Origin of the sequence: uncultured Tenacibaculum sp. (genome assembly GCF_947502995.1) — a bacterium.
Lineage (GTDB): Bacteria > Bacteroidota > Bacteroidia > Flavobacteriales > Flavobacteriaceae > Polaribacter.
The window spans coordinates 1-18,584 of the sequence record NZ_CANNBW010000034.1; the positions used below are offsets into that span (position 1 = coordinate 1).

The following is an 18,584-nucleotide window of genomic DNA, read 5'->3' on the forward strand; positions in this document are numbered from 1 at the left end:
TAAAAAACCAGAGAAGCTAGCTTCTCTGGTTTAAATAATACTTTTTAAAACTGTCAACCTATTTTAGGACGACACAATTGTATTGGTGTATCACTGATATATTCTGTAGAAAAGTTAGTCCAACCGTATTTGTCTTTTAAAAATTTCGCTGGATTTTTACAGATATCTCCGCCTTTCCAACCCCAAGGAGCATTTGCTCTATTGGTACCATTTCCGTTGTCACCAACAAAAGAAGCTCCAGCAAATGTTAATGGATTATTTCTTTGTTGCCATAAACTATTTTCTAAGGCAGTTAAATTATAGTTTATGTTCTGAGGTAAATTTCTAGAGTTTTTATCAGGGCTTATAGCTGCTTTTCCATTAAAATAGTATTTTATATACGAACCATCTTTGTCGGAAGATCCTTTATAAGCTCGCATTCCGTGTCCTTTAGCTTCAATGTAAAGTTGTGGTTGTTTTCCATCTAACAAGATTTCATTTTTATTGTAATCGTAAATTGAAGAATGCCAAATAGTTTGAGCGTTAATAATAGCGCCAAAATCTCCGTTATCTTTTCTATCTGCTGTAATAAGAACTCCTTCCATATCATTTTCATGAGAATCTAAAGAACATAAAAAAGGAACATCAGTCCAATCTCTTGGATGATAAACGGCATATAAAACAAAATAATGAGTTTTAGTATAAGTAACATAGTAGTAGACATGAGGAATTAATTTACCATTATCTCTACCAGAAACCATATTCTCCCAATTGTTTTTGGTGTTCCAATCACCATCATAATTCACTGCTGTAATCCAATCAGCAGAACCACTTTTAGATTGATTTCTACACAAACCATCTGTTGTATCTACATCCTGAAAAAAAACTGGAGCATAATACATAGCAATATCATAATCTGATTTTTGAGCTTGTTTGTTTAAAATTTTTGAGGTTAATTCTACATCGTTTTCTAACGAATCATCATTACAAGCAAAGCATAAAAAGAAGTATAAAAAGAAGTAATGAACATAGTTTTTTAGTGTTTTCATTGTATTTAATTTTGAGGTTGAAAGTTGCTAAACTAATCGATTATAGATTTTTAAATCTTACTGAAAAATGATTATAATTTTAAACTTTTGTAAATTTCTTCTGAATAAAAAATAAATAGTTGTAATTTTTAGAAAAAACATCCGACTACTTGTCGATAAACTATAAATAAAAATGAAAAAACTAATCTTACTTTCGGTAGTATCTCTACTAGTAATATCATGTAAACAAGAAGCAAAAAAAGAGGTTGAAACTCAACCTAAACAAGAGGCTAAAAAAGAAAATAATTTTCCTAAAGCACTAGGGGAAGTATTTGAAAAACATGGAGGAATTGATACCTGGCGTAAAGCTAGAACAATGTCTTACAAAATCAATAATCAAGATCATACGATTGACTTACCTACAAGAAAGACTGTTGTTCAAGCAGAAAATTTCTCATTAGGTTACAACGGAAAAGATGTCTGGTTAAGTCAAAAAGATTCTACAGCTTTTAAAGGAAACCCTGAGTTTTATTATAATTTATATTTCTATTTTTATGCAATGCCTTTTGTATTAGCAGATGATGGAATTACATATTCAGAAGTAGCCCCAATAAGTTTTGAAGGTGTAAATTATCCAGGATATAAAATATCTTACGGAGCAAATGTAGGAACTTCTCCAGATGACAATTATTTTATTTATTTTCACCCAGAAACTAAACAAATGGCTTGGTTAGGATATACAGTAACATATTTTACAAAAAAGCCTTCAGAAAAGTTTAGTTTAATACGATATAATGATTGGGAAAACGTTAACGGTTTAGTTTTACCAAAATCTATAACTTGGTACCAGAAAGATGATAATGGTGTTCCTACTGAACCAGCAAGAGATCCAATTACATTTTCTTCTGCTTTAGTTACTCAAGCACCTTTAGCAGATAATTTTTTCGAAAAACCAACTAACAATTAATAACTAAAGAATCACATACATGGGAAAAAAGTATATATGGAAAAAAGAGTACACACTAGTACTGTTAGCCAATTTAGCGTACATTGTCATCTTTTTAATTATAACAAACCTATATACTAAATAATATTCTCATGCAAACTTTAGATTGGATTGTACTTTCAATAACATTATTGTTTATTGTTCTTTATGGAACGTGGAAAACTAGAGGAAGTAAAGACGTAGAGCAATATATTAAAGGAGGAAATGACACAAAGTGGTGGACTATCGGTTTGTCTGTAATGGCAACTCAAGCTAGTGCCATCACTTTTTTATCTACACCAGGTCAAGCTTTTCATAGCGGTATGGGATTTGTTCAATTTTATTTCGGACTTCCATTAGCTATGGTTATCATATGTTTAGTATTTATTCCTATTTATCATAAACTAAATGTATACACAGCTTATGAATATTTAGAAAGTAGATTCGACCTTAAAACAAGAACTTTAGCTGCCATTTTATTTTTAATTCAAAGAGGATTAGCGGCAGGAATTACCATTTTTGCTCCTGCAATTATTCTTTCAGCAGTGTTAGGTTGGGATCTTGTTTTCTTAAACATAATCATAGGTGTTTTGGTAATCATTTACACAGTTAGTGGAGGAACAAAAGCTGTAAGTGTTACTCAAAAACAACAAATGGCAATTATTTTCTCAGGAATGTTTATTGCTTTTTACTTAATACTTCAATATTTACCTGACGGAATTACTTTCGGAAAAGCTCTTGAAATTGCTGGAGCTAGCAATAAAATGAAGGTTTTAGATTTTTCTTGGGATTTAAACAATAGATATACAGTTTGGACTGGTTTTCTTGGAGGAACATTTTTAATGCTTTCTTATTTCGGAACAGATCAAAGTCAAGTTCAACGCTATTTATCAGGAAAATCTGTAAGAGAAAGTCAATTAGGTTTAATTTTTAATGGTTTATTAAAAGTGCCTATGCAGTTCTTTATTTTATTAGTAGGAGTTATGGTATTTGTATTTTATCAGTTTAATGCTTCTCCTTTAAATTTTAATCCTAAAGCAAAAGAAGCAGTTATTAGTTCTCAATACGTTGATCAATATAAAGTTTTAGAAGATCGACATAGAGCAATTGAAGCAGAGAGAAAAACGCTTATTTTAAGCGGAATAACTGAAGAGAATACCCCAAAGTTACAAGCTTTAAACGAAGAAGACTTAAAGATAAAAGAAGAGGCAAAAGTCATTATTAAAGAGTCTAATGATAAAGTAGAAACAAATGATAAAGATTATGTTTTTATTCATTTCATCTTAAACAATTTACCAAAAGGGTTAATAGGTTTATTATTAGCAGTAATACTTTCTGCAGCAATGTCTTCAACTGCTTCAGAATTAAATGCTTTAGCTTCTACAACAGCAATAGATTTATATAAGAGAAATGTAAAAGAAGAGAAAAGTGATCAGCATTATGTAAATATGTCTAAATGGTTCACTTTAGGATGGGGGATTTTAGCCATTTTGGTTGCTTGTGTTGCAAACTTATTTGATAATTTAATTCAATTAGTAAATATTATCGGATCTATATTCTACGGAAATGTATTAGGAATTTTCTTATTAGCATTTTTCTTTAAGTTTGTAAGATCTAATGCTGTGTTTATTGGAGCAATAATTACCCAGTTAATAATAATAATTGTTTGGTATTTAGACTGGTTACCTTACTTATGGTTAAATGCTTTAGGTTGTGGTTTAGTCATTGCAATAGCTATAATATTACAAGGAATTAATGGAGATGATTTTGAGCGAGCAGATTTAAATGTTGATGAAATAGGAGAGTAATAGTTTAACAAACTAAAAATTAAAATGAAAAAGATATTACTATTAATCTTTGTGATTACTTCTTCTGTAGTATTTGCACAAGACTTACCATCTGAACCTAGAAACGGATATGCTTTTCCGTTAGGAAGTAAATTTCGAATAAAACTTTACCCTGTTGACTCGGTAAGTTTTAATTATTCTATCGTGAAATTTGAACGTACAGATAAAATTGTTGAAATATGGGATAATGATAGTTTATTTGAAAAAGAAGGGGAGAAGGGAATTATAGATTTCTTTTTCGGTTTAGGAACTAATGGCAAAACAGATGAAGAAAGAAAAAAGAATAAAAAAGTTCTTTTATTGATTAAAAACAGATCAAAATATTCTTTAAGTTATACTTCAGATATTCAAAGAGAAGAGAATGGAGAATTTACGAAAACCTCAAATGTTGGTTCTCATTCTGGTCTTAAAGCTATTGAAATGTGGGCCTATATGATATATCAAATAGGGTTAAAAGAATTTAAAAAAATGAAATAGCAGAACGTACTAGAACCTATTATTTTTTGTTTTTTCTAGCACGTTTTTCTTTGTAAAAATTCTTATCAGCTACATAAATTGTCTTATGAACTTCACAAAAGACTTTTGAGTTTGTTTTGTTTGTAAGTAATGTAGTTTTTATAATTTCAATTTCCTTTTCTTCTAAAACTCGTTGTTTAATTTGATCAAGTTCTTCTGTAGAGAAAGTAAAATTAGCATATACATCTTCTTTTGCAGGTCGTTTAAAATAAACTTCAGCAGACTTATCCCAAACAACATAATCATCTCCAATAAGATTAATTAATTGTACCATAGGAATTGGGTCTACAGCAGAAAACAAACTACCACCAAAAATAGAATTTACATAATTTTTATTCTTATAACTTAAACGAATTTTAGCTCTAACGTGTAATAAATCATTTGATACTTCAATAATTCTTCCTGTACTTCTTCTGTACATTGGAGAGAGATTGAATCCATGTTTAAAAAGTTTTGATTTAGAAATAAACTTAGTACCTATTTCAGCGATTTTTTTATAAACAGACATAAACTTGAATTATGTTTCAAATATAAATCAAGTTATTTGTAGATCGTCTTATACTAGTCTAAGATTTAAATATAAAACATAAAAAAACTCGAATTCTAAGAATCCGAGTTTTAAACTTTTAATTTAAGTGAGATATATTAAGCTCCCCATTCTTTAAGAGAGTCTTTGTTTAATTTAATATAATCTGCATTACCAGCTTTTTCAGCATGCATTAAAGAAGCTTTTGCAGCTTTAATAGCTCCTTTTTTATTTCCAGCTTTAGCGTGGATTAAAGATTGCTTACGTAAATACCAAAAACGAGGTTGGTCTTTAGTCATTTCAATAGCTTTATCAATCCATTGTTGCGCTTTAGCGATATCTTTACCTTCATCTAAATAATAAGAAGCAGCAGCATAATAATCATTTGGACCAGGACCAGCCATTACTTTATCGATGCTAGCAGAAACTGCTTTATCTGTAGGAACATTAAATTTAATTCCAGCGTAAGCATTTTCCCATAAAATACCTAAAACAGCAGAACCATTTTTAACATCATCAATTGTAATTGTAAATGTTTCAATAGTCATTGGCATTTTTTCAACTTTAGCAGTAGTAGTTAAAGCTACTTTAGCTTGATCAAATTTTCTAGGAGTTCCCCAGTTATTTGTATCACTATAAAACATTACTTCCCAAGAAGAAGCATTAGGTTTAGTGAAAATTGCATACGAACCTTTTTTAAGAGATTTACCATCAATAGTAACATCGTCACTAAAAGTAACAATTGTATTCTTGTTAGCTCCAGTTCTCCATAATTTTCCATAAGGAACTAAATTTCCAAAAACTTTTCTTCCTTTAACTCCTGGTCTAGAGTATTCTACAGTAACATCAGTTAATCCAACTTGTTGCTCAATCTTTGCAGAAGGGCTTGGTTGTGGAGTTTTTACTTGTGCATTACCTGATAAAGTTAATGAAGCTACAAATAAGCTTAAAAGTATTTTTTTCATGTTGATAAAAGTTTGTTTTTGTACTCCATAAAATTACGGCTAAATGAAATGATAAATGTTAACAAAAACTTAAAATACGAGATTGTATCTTTGCTAGCATGAAAAAATATATATCTGAATTTGTAGGGACTTTTGCTCTCATTTTCTGTGGAACTGGAGCTATGACAATTAATGAAGTAACGAACGGATCTATTGGTCATGTTGGTATAGCAATTACTTGGGGATTAATAGTTATGGCTATGATTTACGCTTTTGGTGAAATTTCTGGAGCACATTTTAATCCAGCTGTTTCGATCTCTTTTGCTTACGCTAAAAAGTTTCCTTGGAAAGAAGTTCCTAAATATATTTTGGCTCAGATTTTAGGAGCATTAGTAGCTAGTTTATTATTGTTGTTTTTATTTCCAGATAGTGAGTTTTATGGTGCTACAATTCCATCAACAGATGCGATGCGAGCTTTTGTTTTAGAATTGTTATTAACGTTTTTCCTTATGGTTACCATTATAAATGTTTCTACTGGAAGTAAAGAAGTAGGAGTAATGGCAGGAATAGCAATTGGAGGCGTGGTTTTATTGGAAGCAATGTTTGCAGGTCCAATTACTAAAGCTTCGATGAATCCAGTTAGATCAATAGCTCCAGCTTTAGTTTCGGGACATTTACAACACTTATGGTTATATATTTTGGCACCAATTATAGGAGCTTTATTAGCTGTGGCTACTTGTAAATTAGTAAAAGACGATAACTGTTGTGACGAAGGTTGTTAATTGTTGTCTTTTATTTTTAATGATTAAACAAGTCTTTTTGTTTGATACTTAACCGTTAATTCTTTACCAGAGTTATCTAAATAAATAATTTCTAGAGAAATATTATCTGTTTCTATTAGGTCTAATATTTCTTTGTAATTAGTTACTTTAAGTCCGTTTACTGAGATAATTTTAAAATCATTTTTAATACCTTCTTTAAGTAATTTTGAATCTTTTTTTATGTTGTTGAAGTAAAGCTCATTTTCCTTTTTTTCTATATAGAAATCTGTACAAACATAACCGAATTTTATAGGATAATTATTGTTTCTCTTGTAGTAAGCTTTTTGGTTTTTATAATCGAAAACCCAATTGTATTTTTTTAATATTTCTATACCAATAATTCCAATTCTTTCATTAGAAATAGTATAGTTTCCTTTGTGTTTTGAACATGTAACAGGTACATCAAAAAGTTTTTGATTTAAAAAACTAATTGACTCTAAACTGCTTAAGAAGACTGAGAATGTTCCTGTTGCTGAAAAATTTTTAGACATAACTTTTTTTTCAAGTTTAGATTCCAAATTATACTTTTCTACAGTTTTAGCGTTAAGATACATTGAACCACTAGCACCAGTATCTAATAAAGCTTTTCCTTTAAAATTTTCTCCGTTTTTAAGTTGTATTTTAGTAGTAGCTACTGGTATTCTTCGTTTATTAAGTGAAAGAAAAAAGTTATTGGGATATTCTTTTTCAATTTTATTAGTAGATTTATGAAAAGTTATGACTTCGTTATCAAAATCAATTTCAGTAACAAATGCAGATAAAAGGCCATTGCCTATAAAACCATCTATATTGTAGTTAATTAGTTTTCTTAACTCTGTTAAATCAAGTGCTGTTGCAGGTAGATTTTTTACAGTTAAATATTTGTTTAATTTGTAGGAGTCTATTAAAACAATCTCTTCATAAGCGCTACCGCTAGCTCCATAGAAAAGTCTTTTTCCTTTGGATTTTAATTTTAATCTTCTTACTACATCTTTAGCAATTACAGTACCTTGTGCGCCTGTATCAAAAACAAAAGTTAGTTTTTCTCCTTTAATTTCAAGTTCAAAACAAATAAATCCATTTCGAATTTTAAAAGGAATAGTTCTTGGAGAATTTTTATAAGAATTGAAAGAATTGATGTCTAAATTGTTTTTTTTAACATCTGCCATGTCAATAACTAAAAACTTTCCTTTATTATTAAGAGTGTAAGTAAAATCTTTAGCTTGTCCTTTCATTTTTAATCGAACTTTAATAAGGCCATTAGATTTATGAATAGCTTTAAATATGTAGTTGTTATTAAGATTTACTTTTTCAGAAATCTTTTTCAGAATTGTTATAGCTTTTGTCTTCTTATAACCAGATACGGTTACATTACTATCTAATAATGTATTTATTTTCTCATGTTTTTTCGTCATTAATGACGATATTAAAAATTGTATGTTTTCTTTAGCTAATGTTTTATATGCTGATTGTGAGTTTTGTGAAGATAATCTTTGATTAGAAAATAATAAGCAAAGTAATATTGCTACAAATAAGGGCTTTAAATTAAAATTCATTTTCATTAATTTTCTTTAAAACTACTAATTTTAATTTAAAAGGTTAAAATCGGTTTTAATCATTTAATGAAATTAAGAAAGCGATAGGAATATGAAAGGTGATTTTTTATTAGAGTTTTAAAAAGTTGTTCTTGAGAACTGTTTTATTTTTCACGTTTAGAAATATTCATTATTAAAGTGCAAATGAAAATGAGGAAAATTGCAGTTAACCATAACCAATAACCATTTAAAAACTGATCAATTTCAGCAGTCATACCTCCTTCATTAATTATAATTCGATCAACAAAAAAGAAACATAAACAAAAGATTAGTGAAAGAACACTAAGAAAAAGAGCTAATCTTTCTTTCTTTTTTTTGAATAAAAAAATAATACTAAAGAAAAATAAAGGATTAGCCAGCGAAACAATACCTATTAAATTAAAGTTTAACCATCCAAGAAAAAAAGCAATTAAACCTATAGCACCAATTGTATTAGGACCTTTTCCTTCTACACTATAACACGGAAAAAATAATGAAACTACAAAAAGCAGAATGGCTATAACTACAAAGATTTTTTTCTGAGCTTTATTCATTAACTATATTTTCTTTTTCTTATATAGTTGAATACAAATCCGAAAGCTAATAATAGAGAAATAGGTAATGCAATATTGAATAATTGCCAAGATCTTTTCTCTGTGTAAGCTTTTTTCTTGTCTAAAACTCTAAGTTGTATAGATTTGTTTTTTAAATCTATTAAACCATTATCATCTAAAAGATAGTCTACTGTATTTACGAGAAAGTCTTTGTTTCCGAAGCGTTCCTGAGTCCATTTATCAACTCCTAAATCGTAAGGCTTACCTTTTAATAGTTGGTTTTTCCCAATGTCTCCATCAGCTATTACAACCATTTTATTAAGTTTCGATTTTTCGCTATAATTTTTAGAATTAAAAGGTTTCGTTCTACTTCTATAAGCAGATTCAAATTCACCTTCTAATAGAACAGCTAATAACTGACTTCCGGCTGCGTATTCCTGTTGCTTTGGTTCTTGAGTTATACTTTCTAATTCGATAATTTTAGGAGTTCCAGAAAGTTTAGTTAATACAGAGCTAACTAAAAGAGGTGTTTTCTTTACATTTTTCTGAAGCGTGTCTAATTGCGTGGTAAACCTAAATCTTACAGGTAATACATTTTTCGTAATTGGATGTGAAGGATTTCCAGTAACTAAAGGATGATAAAACCAGTTGAAATTTTCAAATTGCGTTTGGTTTCCAGTATTACCAGCAGCTAAAGTTAATTTAGAAGCATATAAATCTTGAACTAATTTATTATTCACACGTACACCGTAACTGAATAATAAATCAGTTAAATTTAAATCTCTTGGAAAAGCTAGCATTTTACCTTGATTGTATAAACTGTCGGTGTCTGCACTTAAATTATCAATCATCCACAAAGTTTTACCTCCATTCATGATATACTGATCTAAAGTCAATTTTTCTTCAGGAGAAAATTTCTCTGTAGGTTTAGCTATTATTGATAAATCGAATTTTTTTAATTGTTCTAATGTTTTTTCAGGGCTTTTATTTACAGAGTCTAAAGTGAATTTAGCAAGTCTATATTTCTTTCCTAATTCGCTTAAAAAACTATATAATTTAATGTCTTCAAGTTCTCCTATTCCTGATATTACAGCTATAGTTTTTGGTTGTTTTTGTGTGATAATTTCAATTCCACTAGCAAAAGAATGTTCTAAAGCTGCAATAGCATTTTCTAGTTGTTGTTCTTGAGTTTTAAATAAAGAATTTGATAATAAAGAAACTTTTTGAGAACGATTTTTATAGAAGATTTCAGCCCAAGGGAAAATAAAAGCTTCAGATAGTTTTCCATCTTCTTCAACAGAAAGTTGACTAGGCATCATTCCATTTTTAATCAATTCTTTTCGAATATCATATGGGTCAATGAAACGAAAACGAACATTTCTGTTTTTAGCTTCAAGTTCTTCTAGAAACTGACGCGTTTCAATTTGTAAACGCTGAAATTCCGAAGGAAAATCACCTTCTAAATATACATTTATAATTAAGTCAGTATCCAGTTCATTTAATAAATCAATTGTAACTTCTGACAGTGTGTAACGTTTGTCCTTTGTTAAATCGAATCGTTTAAAAAAAGAGTTACTTAAAAAGTTAAGCACTAATATTCCAACGATAATAATAGCTGTTTTTTTAATTTTCTTATTCATTTTCTAATCGTGTTTTAGTGATGAATAAAAAGATGAATGTTATACTGATAAAGTAAATTAAATCTCTCGTATCTATAACACCTCTACTAATGCTTTTAAAATGTTCGTTAAATCCGAAATTTCTAATGTAATAATTAGAACTATTAGATAAACTAGCTATGGAATCAAAACCATAAAACATAAAAAAAGATATAACAATGCCTAGAATGAAAGCAATAATTTGATTTTTAGATAGGGTAGAGGTAAATAATCCAATAGCTGTATAAGCTGAAGCTAAAAATAACAAACCAAAATAAGAGCCTATTAAACTTCCAGAATCAAAGTTTCCTTCAGGGTTTCCCAGTGTATAAATACTATACACATATGTTAGTGTGGGTAATAATGCTATAATAACTAAGATTAAACTAGCAGAAAATTTTCCTAAAATAATATTCCAATTAGTTAAAGGTTTGGTTTTTAGGATTTCAATGGTTCCCAAGTTATATTCATCAGCAAAACTTTTCATAGTAATAGCCGGAATTAAAAATAAAAATAACCAAGGCGCTAAATAGAAAAATGAATTTAAATCGGCATATCCTGCATTTAAGATATTAAAATTATCATTAAAAACCCACAAGAATAAACCGTTTACTAACAAGAAAACACCAATAACCAAATATGCTATGGGTGATCCAAAGAAAGAATTAAGTTCTTTTTTTAATATTGATTTCATAATTTAAGTCAAACTTACGACTTTATCAACACTCCAAGCAAGAGGCTTATCGTTAAAAAATACTTTAGTTTCTGCCCAAATAGATTTAAATAATTCAGAATTTCTGTAATTTTCTAAATCTTGTTCTTCATTCCAATAACTATAGGTAAAGAAAATATTCGGATTTGTTTTATCTCTATACAATTCTAATAAACGACAACCACGTGATTTTCGTATATATTCTTTTTTTTGATCAAAGTTTGCCAAGAAAGTTTCTATTTTTTCTGGTTGAAAACTCATTTTAACGATACGAACAAACATAATATTTTAATTAAACGGTTGTAAAATCTGGTTTTTCTTCTTCATGAAATTCAACAGAAATTGTATCTCTGTATCGTAAACCTAGCAGGGAAGAAGCACCTCCTACAGTTTTTAAATTACTTCTAAAAACAGCAATTTCTAAATATCCAGCTGTGTTAAACAAGGCTAATTTATTTCCATCATATTGACGAATATCTTCACTGGTAAAGTTGACAATCTCATTATATTTATTGAAGATTTTCTTAAAAGTATAACGTCTTGCGGTAACAGTAAATTCTCTTCCTTTTCCAATATCATCAAACGCTTTTTTACTGATATTACTAATTACATTGCCATAATTGTCTATGTAAATGACACCACCAACAATCAAATTGCGATCTTGATTAACTTTAGGTTGAATTTCTATTAATTTCTTATGTGATTGTATTTCCTTTCCAATGACATCTAATTTTCCACCTCTAGCAATAAAAGTTGCGACTTTTACAAATACATCTAATACAGGAAAACTACTTTCTATATGATTATGAATATTAATTTCAACAATTTTAGCAGGTTGTACCTCAGAAGCAATCATACAAATTACTCCGTTATCCGGACAAATAAAGTAATGTCCATCAAGTTCTATTGCTATATGTTTATTTTCTACACTTAATTCAGAATCTACACCTATAATATGTATGGTTCCTTTTGGAAAACTCTTGTATGCATTTTTGAGTATATATGCAGTTTCAGTAATATTAAAAGGAGTAATGAGATGTGTAATATCAACAATTTTAGCGTCTGGTAACTCAGAATATATTGCACCCTTAACAGCACCAACAAAATGATCCTTAAGGCCAAAATCTGTAGTTAAAGTAATAAGCGCCATGTAATGCTTTAATTGTTAATTATTTTGTGAAAAACTCTATCGAAATTTAAGGCAAAGCTACATAAATGAATAAAATAATTACTACATTTAAACATAATAAAATTAAAAATTATAGCATTTGAACGAAAGAGTTATTGAACTAACGGAAATTAATCCAAAAGAATTTTTCGGAGCACAAAACAGTACCATTTCCTTATTAAAAAATTATTTCCCTAAAATTAAAATTGTAGCCAGAGGTAATAAATTAAAAGTTTATGGAGATCCTGAAATTTTAGATGAATTTGAAATACGTTTAGAACGTTTAATTAAATATTTTAACAAGTATAATAAGCTTGATGAGAACAGTATAGAGCGTATTTTAACTTCTAACGGAAAAGAAGAAGAAGAAAGAAAGTTTGGAGATAAGAGTGATATTCTTGTTCACGGAGTTAGTGGAAAAATTATCAAACCACAAACTGAGAACCAACGTAAGATGGTTCAATTAATGAAAGAGAATGATTTATTATTTGCAGTTGGTCCTGCAGGAACAGGTAAAACATATACGGCAGTTGCTTTAGCAGTAAAAGCTTTAAAAGAAAAAGATGTTAGACGAATTATTTTAACGCGTCCTGCTGTAGAATCTGGAGAAAACTTAGGTTTTTTACCAGGAGACTTAAAAGAAAAGTTAGATCCATATATGCAACCTTTGTATGATGGTCTACGTGATATGATACCATCAGAAAAGTTACAAGCCTACATAGAAAACGGAACAATACAAATTGCTCCTTTAGCATTTATGCGTGGTAGAACATTAGATAACGCATTTGTAATTCTTGATGAAGCTCAAAACACAACTCATGCACAGATGAAAATGTTTTTAACGCGTATGGGTAAAAATGCAAAGTTTGTAATTACTGGAGATCCTGGCCAGATAGATTTACCTCGAAAACAGGTTTCAGGATTAAAAGAAGCACTATTGGCATTAAAAAGTATCGAAGGAGTTGGACAAATTTTCTTAGATGATAAAGATGTAGTTCGTCACCGATTAGTGAAGAAAATTATTAAGGCTTATAAAAGTATAGAAACGGAATAAATTGATTTTTAAAAAACTAAGTTTACAAGAGAATTTCTACGTCTTATACGTTTACTTTATTTTATTAGGAATAGTAAGTGACGCGCTTTTTTATGCAGTTTTAGGAGTTCAATATTTGAATTACGTATCTATTTTAGATGCTTTAATATCTCCTTTTAGTTTACTAACAGATAGTTTAAAGTTAACATTAGCATTAGTCATTTGTTTTTTTCTTCTATACAAATACGTAACTAAATGGTCGTATGCATTTCATAAAAAGTACAAGCACAAAAAGTGGTATGGAAAAATGCACAATTTAGAGCGTAGAGAAAAAGCATTTAAAGACTTAGAAGAGAAAAAAGGATTAGCAGAAGGTTTATTATTTTTATTTTTTATTCTGTTTGTCTCTTTAAGATTGGGAATGGGCTTAGGAAAAAATCATAAGATTAAGACCAAAGAAATAAAGCCTAATTACAAATTAATATTTAAAGATAATTCCCAAAAAGACGTTCAAGTTATCGGTCAAAATAGTTCATTTATATTTTATGTTGAGCAAAAAGAAAAAGTAGTTTCTGTTACACCGATTTCTGATAACATTAAGCAGATAAAAAGAATTCCTAAAAATGATTAAAAAGTTTATTTTTGCGGTTTACAACAACGCAACAATGAATACAATAAACGAAACAAACTTTAATTTTCCTGGACAAAAGTCAGTTTACAAAGGAAAGGTAAGAGAAGTCTATAATATAAATGATGAGCAATTAGTCATGATTGCTTCAGATAGATTATCTGCTTTTGATGTAATTATGCCTCGTCAAATTCCTTTTAAAGGACAGATATTAAATCAGATTGCAACAAAAATGATGAATGATACTGCTGATATTGTTCCGAATTGGTTAGTTGCAAATCCTGATGAAAATGTAGCTGTTGGTCATTTATGTGAACCTTTTAAAGTTGAAATGGTTATTCGTGGGTATTTATCTGGTCATGCAGCACGTGAATATAAAGCAGGAAAAAGATTGCTTTGTGGTGTAGCTATGGCTGAAGGTATGAAGGAAAACGATAAATTTCCTGAGCCAATTATAACGCCTTCAACAAAAGCTGATAATGGTGAGCACGATGAAGATATTTCTAGAGAAGATATTTTAGCAAAAGGAATTGTTTCTGAAGAAGATTATATAGTTCTTGAAGATTACACTAGAAAATTATTTCAAAGAGGAACTGAAATAGCAGCGAAACGTGGATTAATTCTAGTGGATACAAAATACGAGTTTGGTAAAACTAAAGATGGTAAAATTGTATTGATAGATGAAATTCATACACCAGATTCTTCTAGATATTTCTATGCAGATGGTTACCAAGAAAGACAAGATAAAGGAGAGAAACAAAAGCAATTATCTAAAGAATTCGTTCGTCAATGGTTAATTGAAAATGGATTTCAAGGAAAAGATGGACAACAGATTCCTGAAATGAGTGATGAAAAAATCCTTGAAATTTCAAATCGTTATATAGAATTGTATGAGCAAATAACAGGAGAGAAATTTGTAAAGGCAAATACAGAAAATATTTCAGAAAGAATAGAAAAAAATATCACAGCATATTTAAAATAAATAAAAAGAGAAGTTGAAAAACTTCTCTTTTTTTAATTTCGGGGAGAATTTAATTTTTTATTCAGGCATTATTACGCTGTCTATAGCATGGATAATTCCATTACTTACAGAAACATCAGTAATAATTACTTTAGAAACATTTCCTTTAGCATCTTTTAAAAGCACATTTCCATCTTTAATCATTGCAGTTAATTCGTTTCCTTGAACTGTTTTAATTACAAATTTTCCACCATTAGCTTTTATGGCTCCTACAGCTTTAGCATCAAACTTTCCAGTAACAACATGGTAAGTTAAAATAGAAGTCAATAGCTTTTTGTTTTCAGGTTTTAATAGAGTTGGTATAGTTCCTTCTGGTAATTTAGCAAATGCGTCATTTGTTGGTGCAAATACAGTGAAAGGTCCTTTTTCAGTTAAAACATCAACTAGTTTTGCCGATTTTACAGCAGCTACTAATGTGCTAAAGTTTTTGTTAGATGCAGCTACACCAACAATAGTTTTAGCTTCTTTTTCAATAGGATCAGTAGTAGATTCATTGTTATAAGCAAAAACTAGAGAAAAAGAGAATAAAAATAATAATACTAAATTTTTGGTTTTCATGATGTTAGTTTTAATTTTTTACGAAATTATGGCTTAGCTAAATATGAAGTGTTTAATGTTTTATCATAAACATTAAACAGAAATATTTTTATCTTTGATTTCAGAAAATTTGACTTAATGATTTCAAAAAATGATATACGTCCAGAATTGAATTTATCATCTTTAACACCTGATGAAAACTTTCAAAACAAAGTATTGCGACCAATTTTAAAATTGCAACACGATATTTTAATACTTACATTTAAAAATTGGAGTGTAAAGCAAAAAATAAAACTATCTGACATCAAAAAAGATAACTTTCGAGAGTTTTTAGATAAATCATTCTCTAAAAATATCGTTATTAGAAATGTTATTCTTGGAATAATAATAGGACAGTTTACTTCAGATGAATTTTTAGAATATCAAAAAAATGCTTCAGAATACAATCGAAGGATATTTACCATGGCGAAACAAAGACTTTTTGATAGTTTTGATGAAATTAAGAAAGACGGTAATTCATGAAAGCAGCTTCAATAAAAACAATAAAAGACGAACTAAAACATAAAACTTCTTCAGAATTATTAGAATTGTGTCTTACATTAACTCGTTTTAAAAAGGAAAACAAAGAATTACTAACCTATTTATTGTTTGAAGCTCATGACGAGGACAGGTATATTGAAACTGTAAAATTAGAAATAGATGAAATGTTTAGTGACATAAACACGAAAAGCTTTTTCTATATCAGAAAGAGTGTTCGTAAAATCTTGACTTCAATAAAAAAACAGATTCGTTATTCAAAAAAGAAAAGTACAGAGGTAGAGTTATTATTGTACTTCTGTTTGAAATTAAAATACTTTAAACCTTCAATAAAAGGAAGCCCTAGACTTCAAAAAGTATTTGAAACTCAAATACGATTAGCAAAGAAAGCAATGTCGACTTTACATGAAGACTTGCAGTATGATTATAATTTGTTGCTAGAAGAGATTGAGAATTAAATTGATTTGAATAAGTATATATTAAAATTTTTAAAACTTAAAGTCGTTTTTTCTTAAGATTAGTTATTAAAAATTATCGATGTTCTAATAAAAACAATAAATTTATAGAACAAATAAATCGAACATGAGTAACTATCATATAAAAAACTTAGAAGAATATTTTCAAGTTTATAGAAGATCAGTAAGAAATCCTGAAAACTTTTGGGAAGAAATAGCTGAAGAACATTTTCTTTGGAGAAAAAGATGGAATAATGTTTTAAGTTGGGATTTTACGAAACCTGAAGTAAAATGGTTCGAAGGAGCACAATTAAATATTACAGAAAATTGTATCGATCGCCATTTAGTAACCAGAGGCGAAAAAACAGCAATACTTTTTGAACCTAATAATCCAGACGAAGCTTCAGAACATATTACATATCGCGATTTACACAAAAGAGTAAATAAATTAGCCAATGTTTTAAAAGCAAAAGGAATTAAAAAAGGAGATCGTGTTTGTATCTATTTACCAATGATTCCTGAACTTGCAGTTTCTCTTTTAGCTTGTGCAAGAATTGGAGCGATACATTCCGTTGTTTTTGCTGGTTTTTCTTCTACAGCATTGGCAACAAGAATTAATGATGCCGAATGTAAAATGGTAATTACTTCCGATGGTTCTTACAGAGGAAGCAAAACGATCGATTTAAAAGGTATTGTGGATGAAGCTCTAGAAGAATGTCCTTGTATAGAAAACGTTTTGGTTGTAAAAAGAATCAATTCAGAAATAAATATTGTTGAAGGAAGGGATCAATGGTTACAACCATTATTAGACGAAGCTTCAGATGAATGTGAGGCAGAAATTATGAATGCAGAAGATCCTCTTTTTATTCTGTATACTTCTGGTTCTACAGGAAAACCAAAAGGAATGTTACATACTACGGCGGGTTATATGGTATATACTGCGTATACATTCAAAAATGTTTTTCAGTATAGAGAAAATGACGTGTATTGGTGTACCGCAGATATTGGTTGGATTACAGGTCATAGTTATATTGTATACGGACCATTAGCAAATGGAGCTACAACTGTAATGTTTGAAGGAGTTCCAAGTTACCCAGATTATAGTCGTTTCTGGCAAATTGTTGAAAAACACAAAGTAAATCAGTTTTACACAGCGCCAACAGCGATTAGAGCATTAGCAAAAGAAGGTTTATCTCATGTAGAATCAAGTGATTTGTCATCATTAAAAATTTTAGGAACCGTTGGAGAACCTATTAATGAAGAAGCTTGGCATTGGTATGATGATAATATTGGGAAAAGAAAAAGTCCAATTGTAGATACATGGTGGCAAACAGAAACAGGTGGAATTATGATTACTCCAATTCCTTTTTCTACACCAACAAAACCAACTTACGCAACATTACCATTTCCTGGAATTCAACCAGCATTAATGGATGCTGAAGGAAATGAAATTAAAGGAAATCAAGTAGAAGGTCGATTATGTATCAAATTTCCTTGGCCTTCAATGGCGAGAACAATTTGGGGAAACCATGAACGCTACAGAAATACATATTTCTCAACTTTTGAAAATAAATATTTTACAGGAGATGGAGCTTTACGAGATGAAGTTGGTTATTACAGAATTACAGGTAGAGTAGATGATGTAATTATTGTTTCGGGGCATAATTTAGGAACTGCTCCAATAGAAGATGCTATTAACGAACATCCTGCAGTTGCAGAATCTGCTATTGTTGGATTTCCACATGACATAAAAGGAAATGCATTGTATGGTTATGTGATTTTAAAAGACACAGGTGAATCTCGTAATCATGAAAACCTAAGAAAAGAAATCAATCAAATTATAACCGAGCAAGTCGGACCAATTGCAAAATTGGATAGAATTCAATTTACTCAAGGATTACCAAAAACACGTTCTGGGAAAATCATGAGAAGAATTTTAAGAAAGATTGCTTCAAATGATATTAGTAATCTTGGCGATACAAGTACTTTACTAAATCCAGAAGTAGTTCAAGGTATAATAGATGAGGTTTTAGTGTAAACTATATAGCGCTATCTTATGTTTAGAACTGTATTAAATAATTC

General features: G+C 29.4%; 20 protein-coding genes. 10 read left to right on the forward strand and 10 right to left on the reverse strand.

Going from position 1 to position 18,584, the window contains the following annotated elements:
• Positions 1–53: 53 nt before the first annotated feature.
• The gene (locus Q1A46_RS19965) at positions 54–1,028 is read right to left on the reverse strand and encodes a hypothetical protein (protein ID WP_299683265.1); all 975 of its coding nucleotides are present in this window, start codon (positions 1,026–1,028) and stop codon (positions 54–56) included.
• Between the two features lie 172 nt (positions 1,029–1,200).
• Here Q1A46_RS19965 and Q1A46_RS19970 point away from each other — a divergent pair, with 172 nt between their 5' ends.
• The 3 genes from Q1A46_RS19970 (at position 1,201) to Q1A46_RS19980 (ending at position 4,316) form a co-directional block, all read left to right on the forward strand.
• The gene (locus tag Q1A46_RS19970; RefSeq protein ID WP_299683267.1) at positions 1,201–1,974 is read left to right on the forward strand and encodes a DUF6503 family protein; all 774 of its coding nucleotides are present in this window, start codon (positions 1,201–1,203) and stop codon (positions 1,972–1,974) included.
• 131 nt (positions 1,975–2,105) lie between these two features.
• On the forward strand, positions 2,106–3,800 hold the full coding sequence (locus tag Q1A46_RS19975) for a sodium:solute symporter (RefSeq protein WP_299683269.1): 1,695 nt from the start codon (positions 2,106–2,108) through the stop codon (positions 3,798–3,800).
• Between the two features lie 24 nt (positions 3,801–3,824).
• A complete protein-coding gene (locus tag Q1A46_RS19980) occupies positions 3,825–4,316 on the forward strand; it encodes a hypothetical protein (RefSeq protein ID WP_299683271.1) in 492 nt (163 codons plus the stop codon).
• A 19-nt stretch (positions 4,317–4,335) separates the two neighbouring features.
• Here Q1A46_RS19980 and Q1A46_RS19985 read toward each other — a convergent pair whose 3' ends face one another.
• Both Q1A46_RS19985 and Q1A46_RS19990 read right to left on the reverse strand, forming a co-directional pair.
• Positions 4,336–4,863 (reverse strand): DUF4442 domain-containing protein, encoded by a 528-nt coding sequence (locus Q1A46_RS19985; RefSeq protein WP_299683273.1) that lies wholly within the window; start codon positions 4,861–4,863, stop codon positions 4,336–4,338.
• A 137-nt stretch (positions 4,864–5,000) separates the two neighbouring features.
• Positions 5,001–5,846, reverse strand: a complete 846-nt coding sequence (locus Q1A46_RS19990) for a DUF2911 domain-containing protein (RefSeq protein ID WP_299683275.1) — start codon at positions 5,844–5,846, stop codon at positions 5,001–5,003.
• Positions 5,847–5,944: 98 nt separating this feature from the next.
• Between Q1A46_RS19990 and Q1A46_RS19995 the strand changes: the two genes are divergently transcribed.
• Positions 5,945–6,607, forward strand: coding sequence for an MIP/aquaporin family protein (locus Q1A46_RS19995; protein ID WP_299683277.1), 663 nt, complete (start codon positions 5,945–5,947; stop codon positions 6,605–6,607).
• Positions 6,608–6,630: 23 nt separating this feature from the next.
• On the opposite strand, the gene Q1A46_RS20000 is transcribed toward Q1A46_RS19995, so the two are convergent.
• The 6 genes from Q1A46_RS20000 to Q1A46_RS20025 all read right to left on the reverse strand — a co-directional run bounded on the left by Q1A46_RS20000 (position 6,631) and on the right by Q1A46_RS20025 (position 12,273).
• Complete coding sequence (locus Q1A46_RS20000) at positions 6,631–8,181, reverse strand: aspartyl protease family protein (protein WP_299683279.1); 1,551 nt, start codon at positions 8,179–8,181, stop codon at positions 6,631–6,633.
• A gap of 143 nt (positions 8,182–8,324) precedes the next feature.
• A complete protein-coding gene (locus tag Q1A46_RS20005; protein ID WP_299683281.1) occupies positions 8,325–8,753 on the reverse strand; it encodes a hypothetical protein in 429 nt (142 codons plus the stop codon).
• On the reverse strand, positions 8,753–10,393 hold the full coding sequence (gldG, locus tag Q1A46_RS20010; protein ID WP_299683283.1) for a gliding motility-associated ABC transporter substrate-binding protein GldG: 1,641 nt from the start codon (positions 10,391–10,393) through the stop codon (positions 8,753–8,755). Before gldG ends, Q1A46_RS20005 begins: the two co-directional genes overlap by 1 nt.
• Positions 10,386–11,105, reverse strand: a complete 720-nt coding sequence (gldF, locus tag Q1A46_RS20015) for a gliding motility-associated ABC transporter permease subunit GldF (protein ID WP_299683285.1) — start codon at positions 11,103–11,105, stop codon at positions 10,386–10,388. The genes gldG and gldF overlap by 8 nt, the downstream gene beginning before the upstream one ends.
• Positions 11,106–11,108: 3 nt before the next feature.
• Positions 11,109–11,405 carry a putative quinol monooxygenase gene (locus Q1A46_RS20020; RefSeq protein WP_299683288.1) on the reverse strand — a complete coding sequence of 99 codons (297 nt, stop codon included), beginning with the start codon at positions 11,403–11,405 and terminating at the stop codon, positions 11,109–11,111.
• Positions 11,406–11,415: 10 nt separating this feature from the next.
• Positions 11,416–12,273, reverse strand: a complete 858-nt coding sequence (locus Q1A46_RS20025; protein ID WP_299683290.1) for an S-adenosyl-l-methionine hydroxide adenosyltransferase family protein — start codon at positions 12,271–12,273, stop codon at positions 11,416–11,418.
• Positions 12,274–12,391: 118 nt separating this feature from the next.
• On the opposite strand from Q1A46_RS20025, the gene Q1A46_RS20030 reads away from it, so the two are divergent.
• Genes Q1A46_RS20030 through Q1A46_RS20040 form a run of 3 tightly spaced genes read left to right on the forward strand, consistent with a single transcriptional unit; the run spans position 12,392 to position 14,934 of the window.
• Positions 12,392–13,345, forward strand: coding sequence for a PhoH family protein (locus tag Q1A46_RS20030; RefSeq protein ID WP_095070979.1), 954 nt, complete (start codon positions 12,392–12,394; stop codon positions 13,343–13,345).
• A gap of 1 nt (position 13,346) precedes the next feature.
• Positions 13,347–13,955, forward strand: coding sequence for a hypothetical protein (locus Q1A46_RS20035; protein WP_299683293.1), 609 nt, complete (start codon positions 13,347–13,349; stop codon positions 13,953–13,955).
• Between the two features lie 34 nt (positions 13,956–13,989).
• Positions 13,990–14,934, forward strand: coding sequence for a phosphoribosylaminoimidazolesuccinocarboxamide synthase (locus Q1A46_RS20040; RefSeq protein WP_299683295.1), 945 nt, complete (start codon positions 13,990–13,992; stop codon positions 14,932–14,934).
• A 57-nt stretch (positions 14,935–14,991) separates the two neighbouring features.
• Here the strand turns inward: Q1A46_RS20040 and Q1A46_RS20045 are convergent, their stop codons facing one another.
• Entirely contained in the window at positions 14,992–15,531 is a 540-nt protein-coding gene (locus Q1A46_RS20045; protein WP_299683297.1) for a fasciclin domain-containing protein, read from the reverse strand.
• A 117-nt stretch (positions 15,532–15,648) separates the two neighbouring features.
• Between Q1A46_RS20045 and Q1A46_RS20050 the strand changes: the two genes are divergently transcribed.
• The 3 genes from Q1A46_RS20050 (at position 15,649) to acs (ending at position 18,540) form a co-directional block, all read left to right on the forward strand.
• Positions 15,649–16,032 carry a glyoxalase gene (locus tag Q1A46_RS20050; protein ID WP_299683299.1) on the forward strand — a complete coding sequence of 128 codons (384 nt, stop codon included), beginning with the start codon at positions 15,649–15,651 and terminating at the stop codon, positions 16,030–16,032.
• Positions 16,029–16,505 (forward strand): hypothetical protein, encoded by a 477-nt coding sequence (locus tag Q1A46_RS20055; protein WP_299683300.1) that lies wholly within the window; start codon positions 16,029–16,031, stop codon positions 16,503–16,505. The genes Q1A46_RS20050 and Q1A46_RS20055 overlap by 4 nt, the downstream gene beginning before the upstream one ends.
• Before the next feature lie 124 nt (positions 16,506–16,629).
• Positions 16,630–18,540, forward strand: a complete 1,911-nt coding sequence (gene acs, locus Q1A46_RS20060) for an acetate--CoA ligase (protein ID WP_299683302.1) — start codon at positions 16,630–16,632, stop codon at positions 18,538–18,540.
• Positions 18,541–18,584: the final 44 nt, after the last annotated feature.

Bases quoted from the DNA above. Each gene is read 5' to 3' on its own strand.
- Q1A46_RS19965 (WP_299683265.1), bottom strand. From the start codon at position 1,028: ATGAAAACACTAAAAAACTATGTTCATTACTTCTTTTTATACTTCTTT.
- Q1A46_RS19970 (WP_299683267.1), top strand. From the start codon at position 1,201: ATGAAAAAACTAATCTTACTTTCGGTAGTATCTCTACTAGTAATATCA.
- Q1A46_RS19975 (WP_299683269.1), top strand. From the start codon at position 2,106: ATGCAAACTTTAGATTGGATTGTACTTTCAATAACATTATTGTTTATT.
- Q1A46_RS19980 (WP_299683271.1), top strand. From the start codon at position 3,825: ATGAAAAAGATATTACTATTAATCTTTGTGATTACTTCTTCTGTAGTA.
- Q1A46_RS19985 (WP_299683273.1), bottom strand. From the start codon at position 4,863: ATGTCTGTTTATAAAAAAATCGCTGAAATAGGTACTAAGTTTATTTCT.
- Q1A46_RS19990 (WP_299683275.1), bottom strand. From the start codon at position 5,846: ATGAAAAAAATACTTTTAAGCTTATTTGTAGCTTCATTAACTTTATCA.
- Q1A46_RS19995 (WP_299683277.1), top strand. From the start codon at position 5,945: ATGAAAAAATATATATCTGAATTTGTAGGGACTTTTGCTCTCATTTTC.
- Q1A46_RS20000 (WP_299683279.1), bottom strand. From the start codon at position 8,181: ATGAATTTTAATTTAAAGCCCTTATTTGTAGCAATATTACTTTGCTTA.
- Q1A46_RS20005 (WP_299683281.1), bottom strand. From the start codon at position 8,753: ATGAATAAAGCTCAGAAAAAAATCTTTGTAGTTATAGCCATTCTGCTT.
- gldG (WP_299683283.1), bottom strand. From the start codon at position 10,393: ATGAATAAGAAAATTAAAAAAACAGCTATTATTATCGTTGGAATATTA.
- gldF (WP_299683285.1), bottom strand. From the start codon at position 11,105: ATGAAATCAATATTAAAAAAAGAACTTAATTCTTTCTTTGGATCACCC.
- Q1A46_RS20020 (WP_299683288.1), bottom strand. From the start codon at position 11,405: ATGTTTGTTCGTATCGTTAAAATGAGTTTTCAACCAGAAAAAATAGAA.
- Q1A46_RS20025 (WP_299683290.1), bottom strand. From the start codon at position 12,273: ATGGCGCTTATTACTTTAACTACAGATTTTGGCCTTAAGGATCATTTT.
- Q1A46_RS20040 (WP_299683295.1), top strand. From the start codon at position 13,990: ATGAATACAATAAACGAAACAAACTTTAATTTTCCTGGACAAAAGTCA.
- Q1A46_RS20045 (WP_299683297.1), bottom strand. From the start codon at position 15,531: ATGAAAACCAAAAATTTAGTATTATTATTTTTATTCTCTTTTTCTCTA.
- Q1A46_RS20050 (WP_299683299.1), top strand. From the start codon at position 15,649: ATGATTTCAAAAAATGATATACGTCCAGAATTGAATTTATCATCTTTA.
- Q1A46_RS20055 (WP_299683300.1), top strand. From the start codon at position 16,029: ATGAAAGCAGCTTCAATAAAAACAATAAAAGACGAACTAAAACATAAA.
- acs (WP_299683302.1), top strand. From the start codon at position 16,630: ATGAGTAACTATCATATAAAAAACTTAGAAGAATATTTTCAAGTTTAT.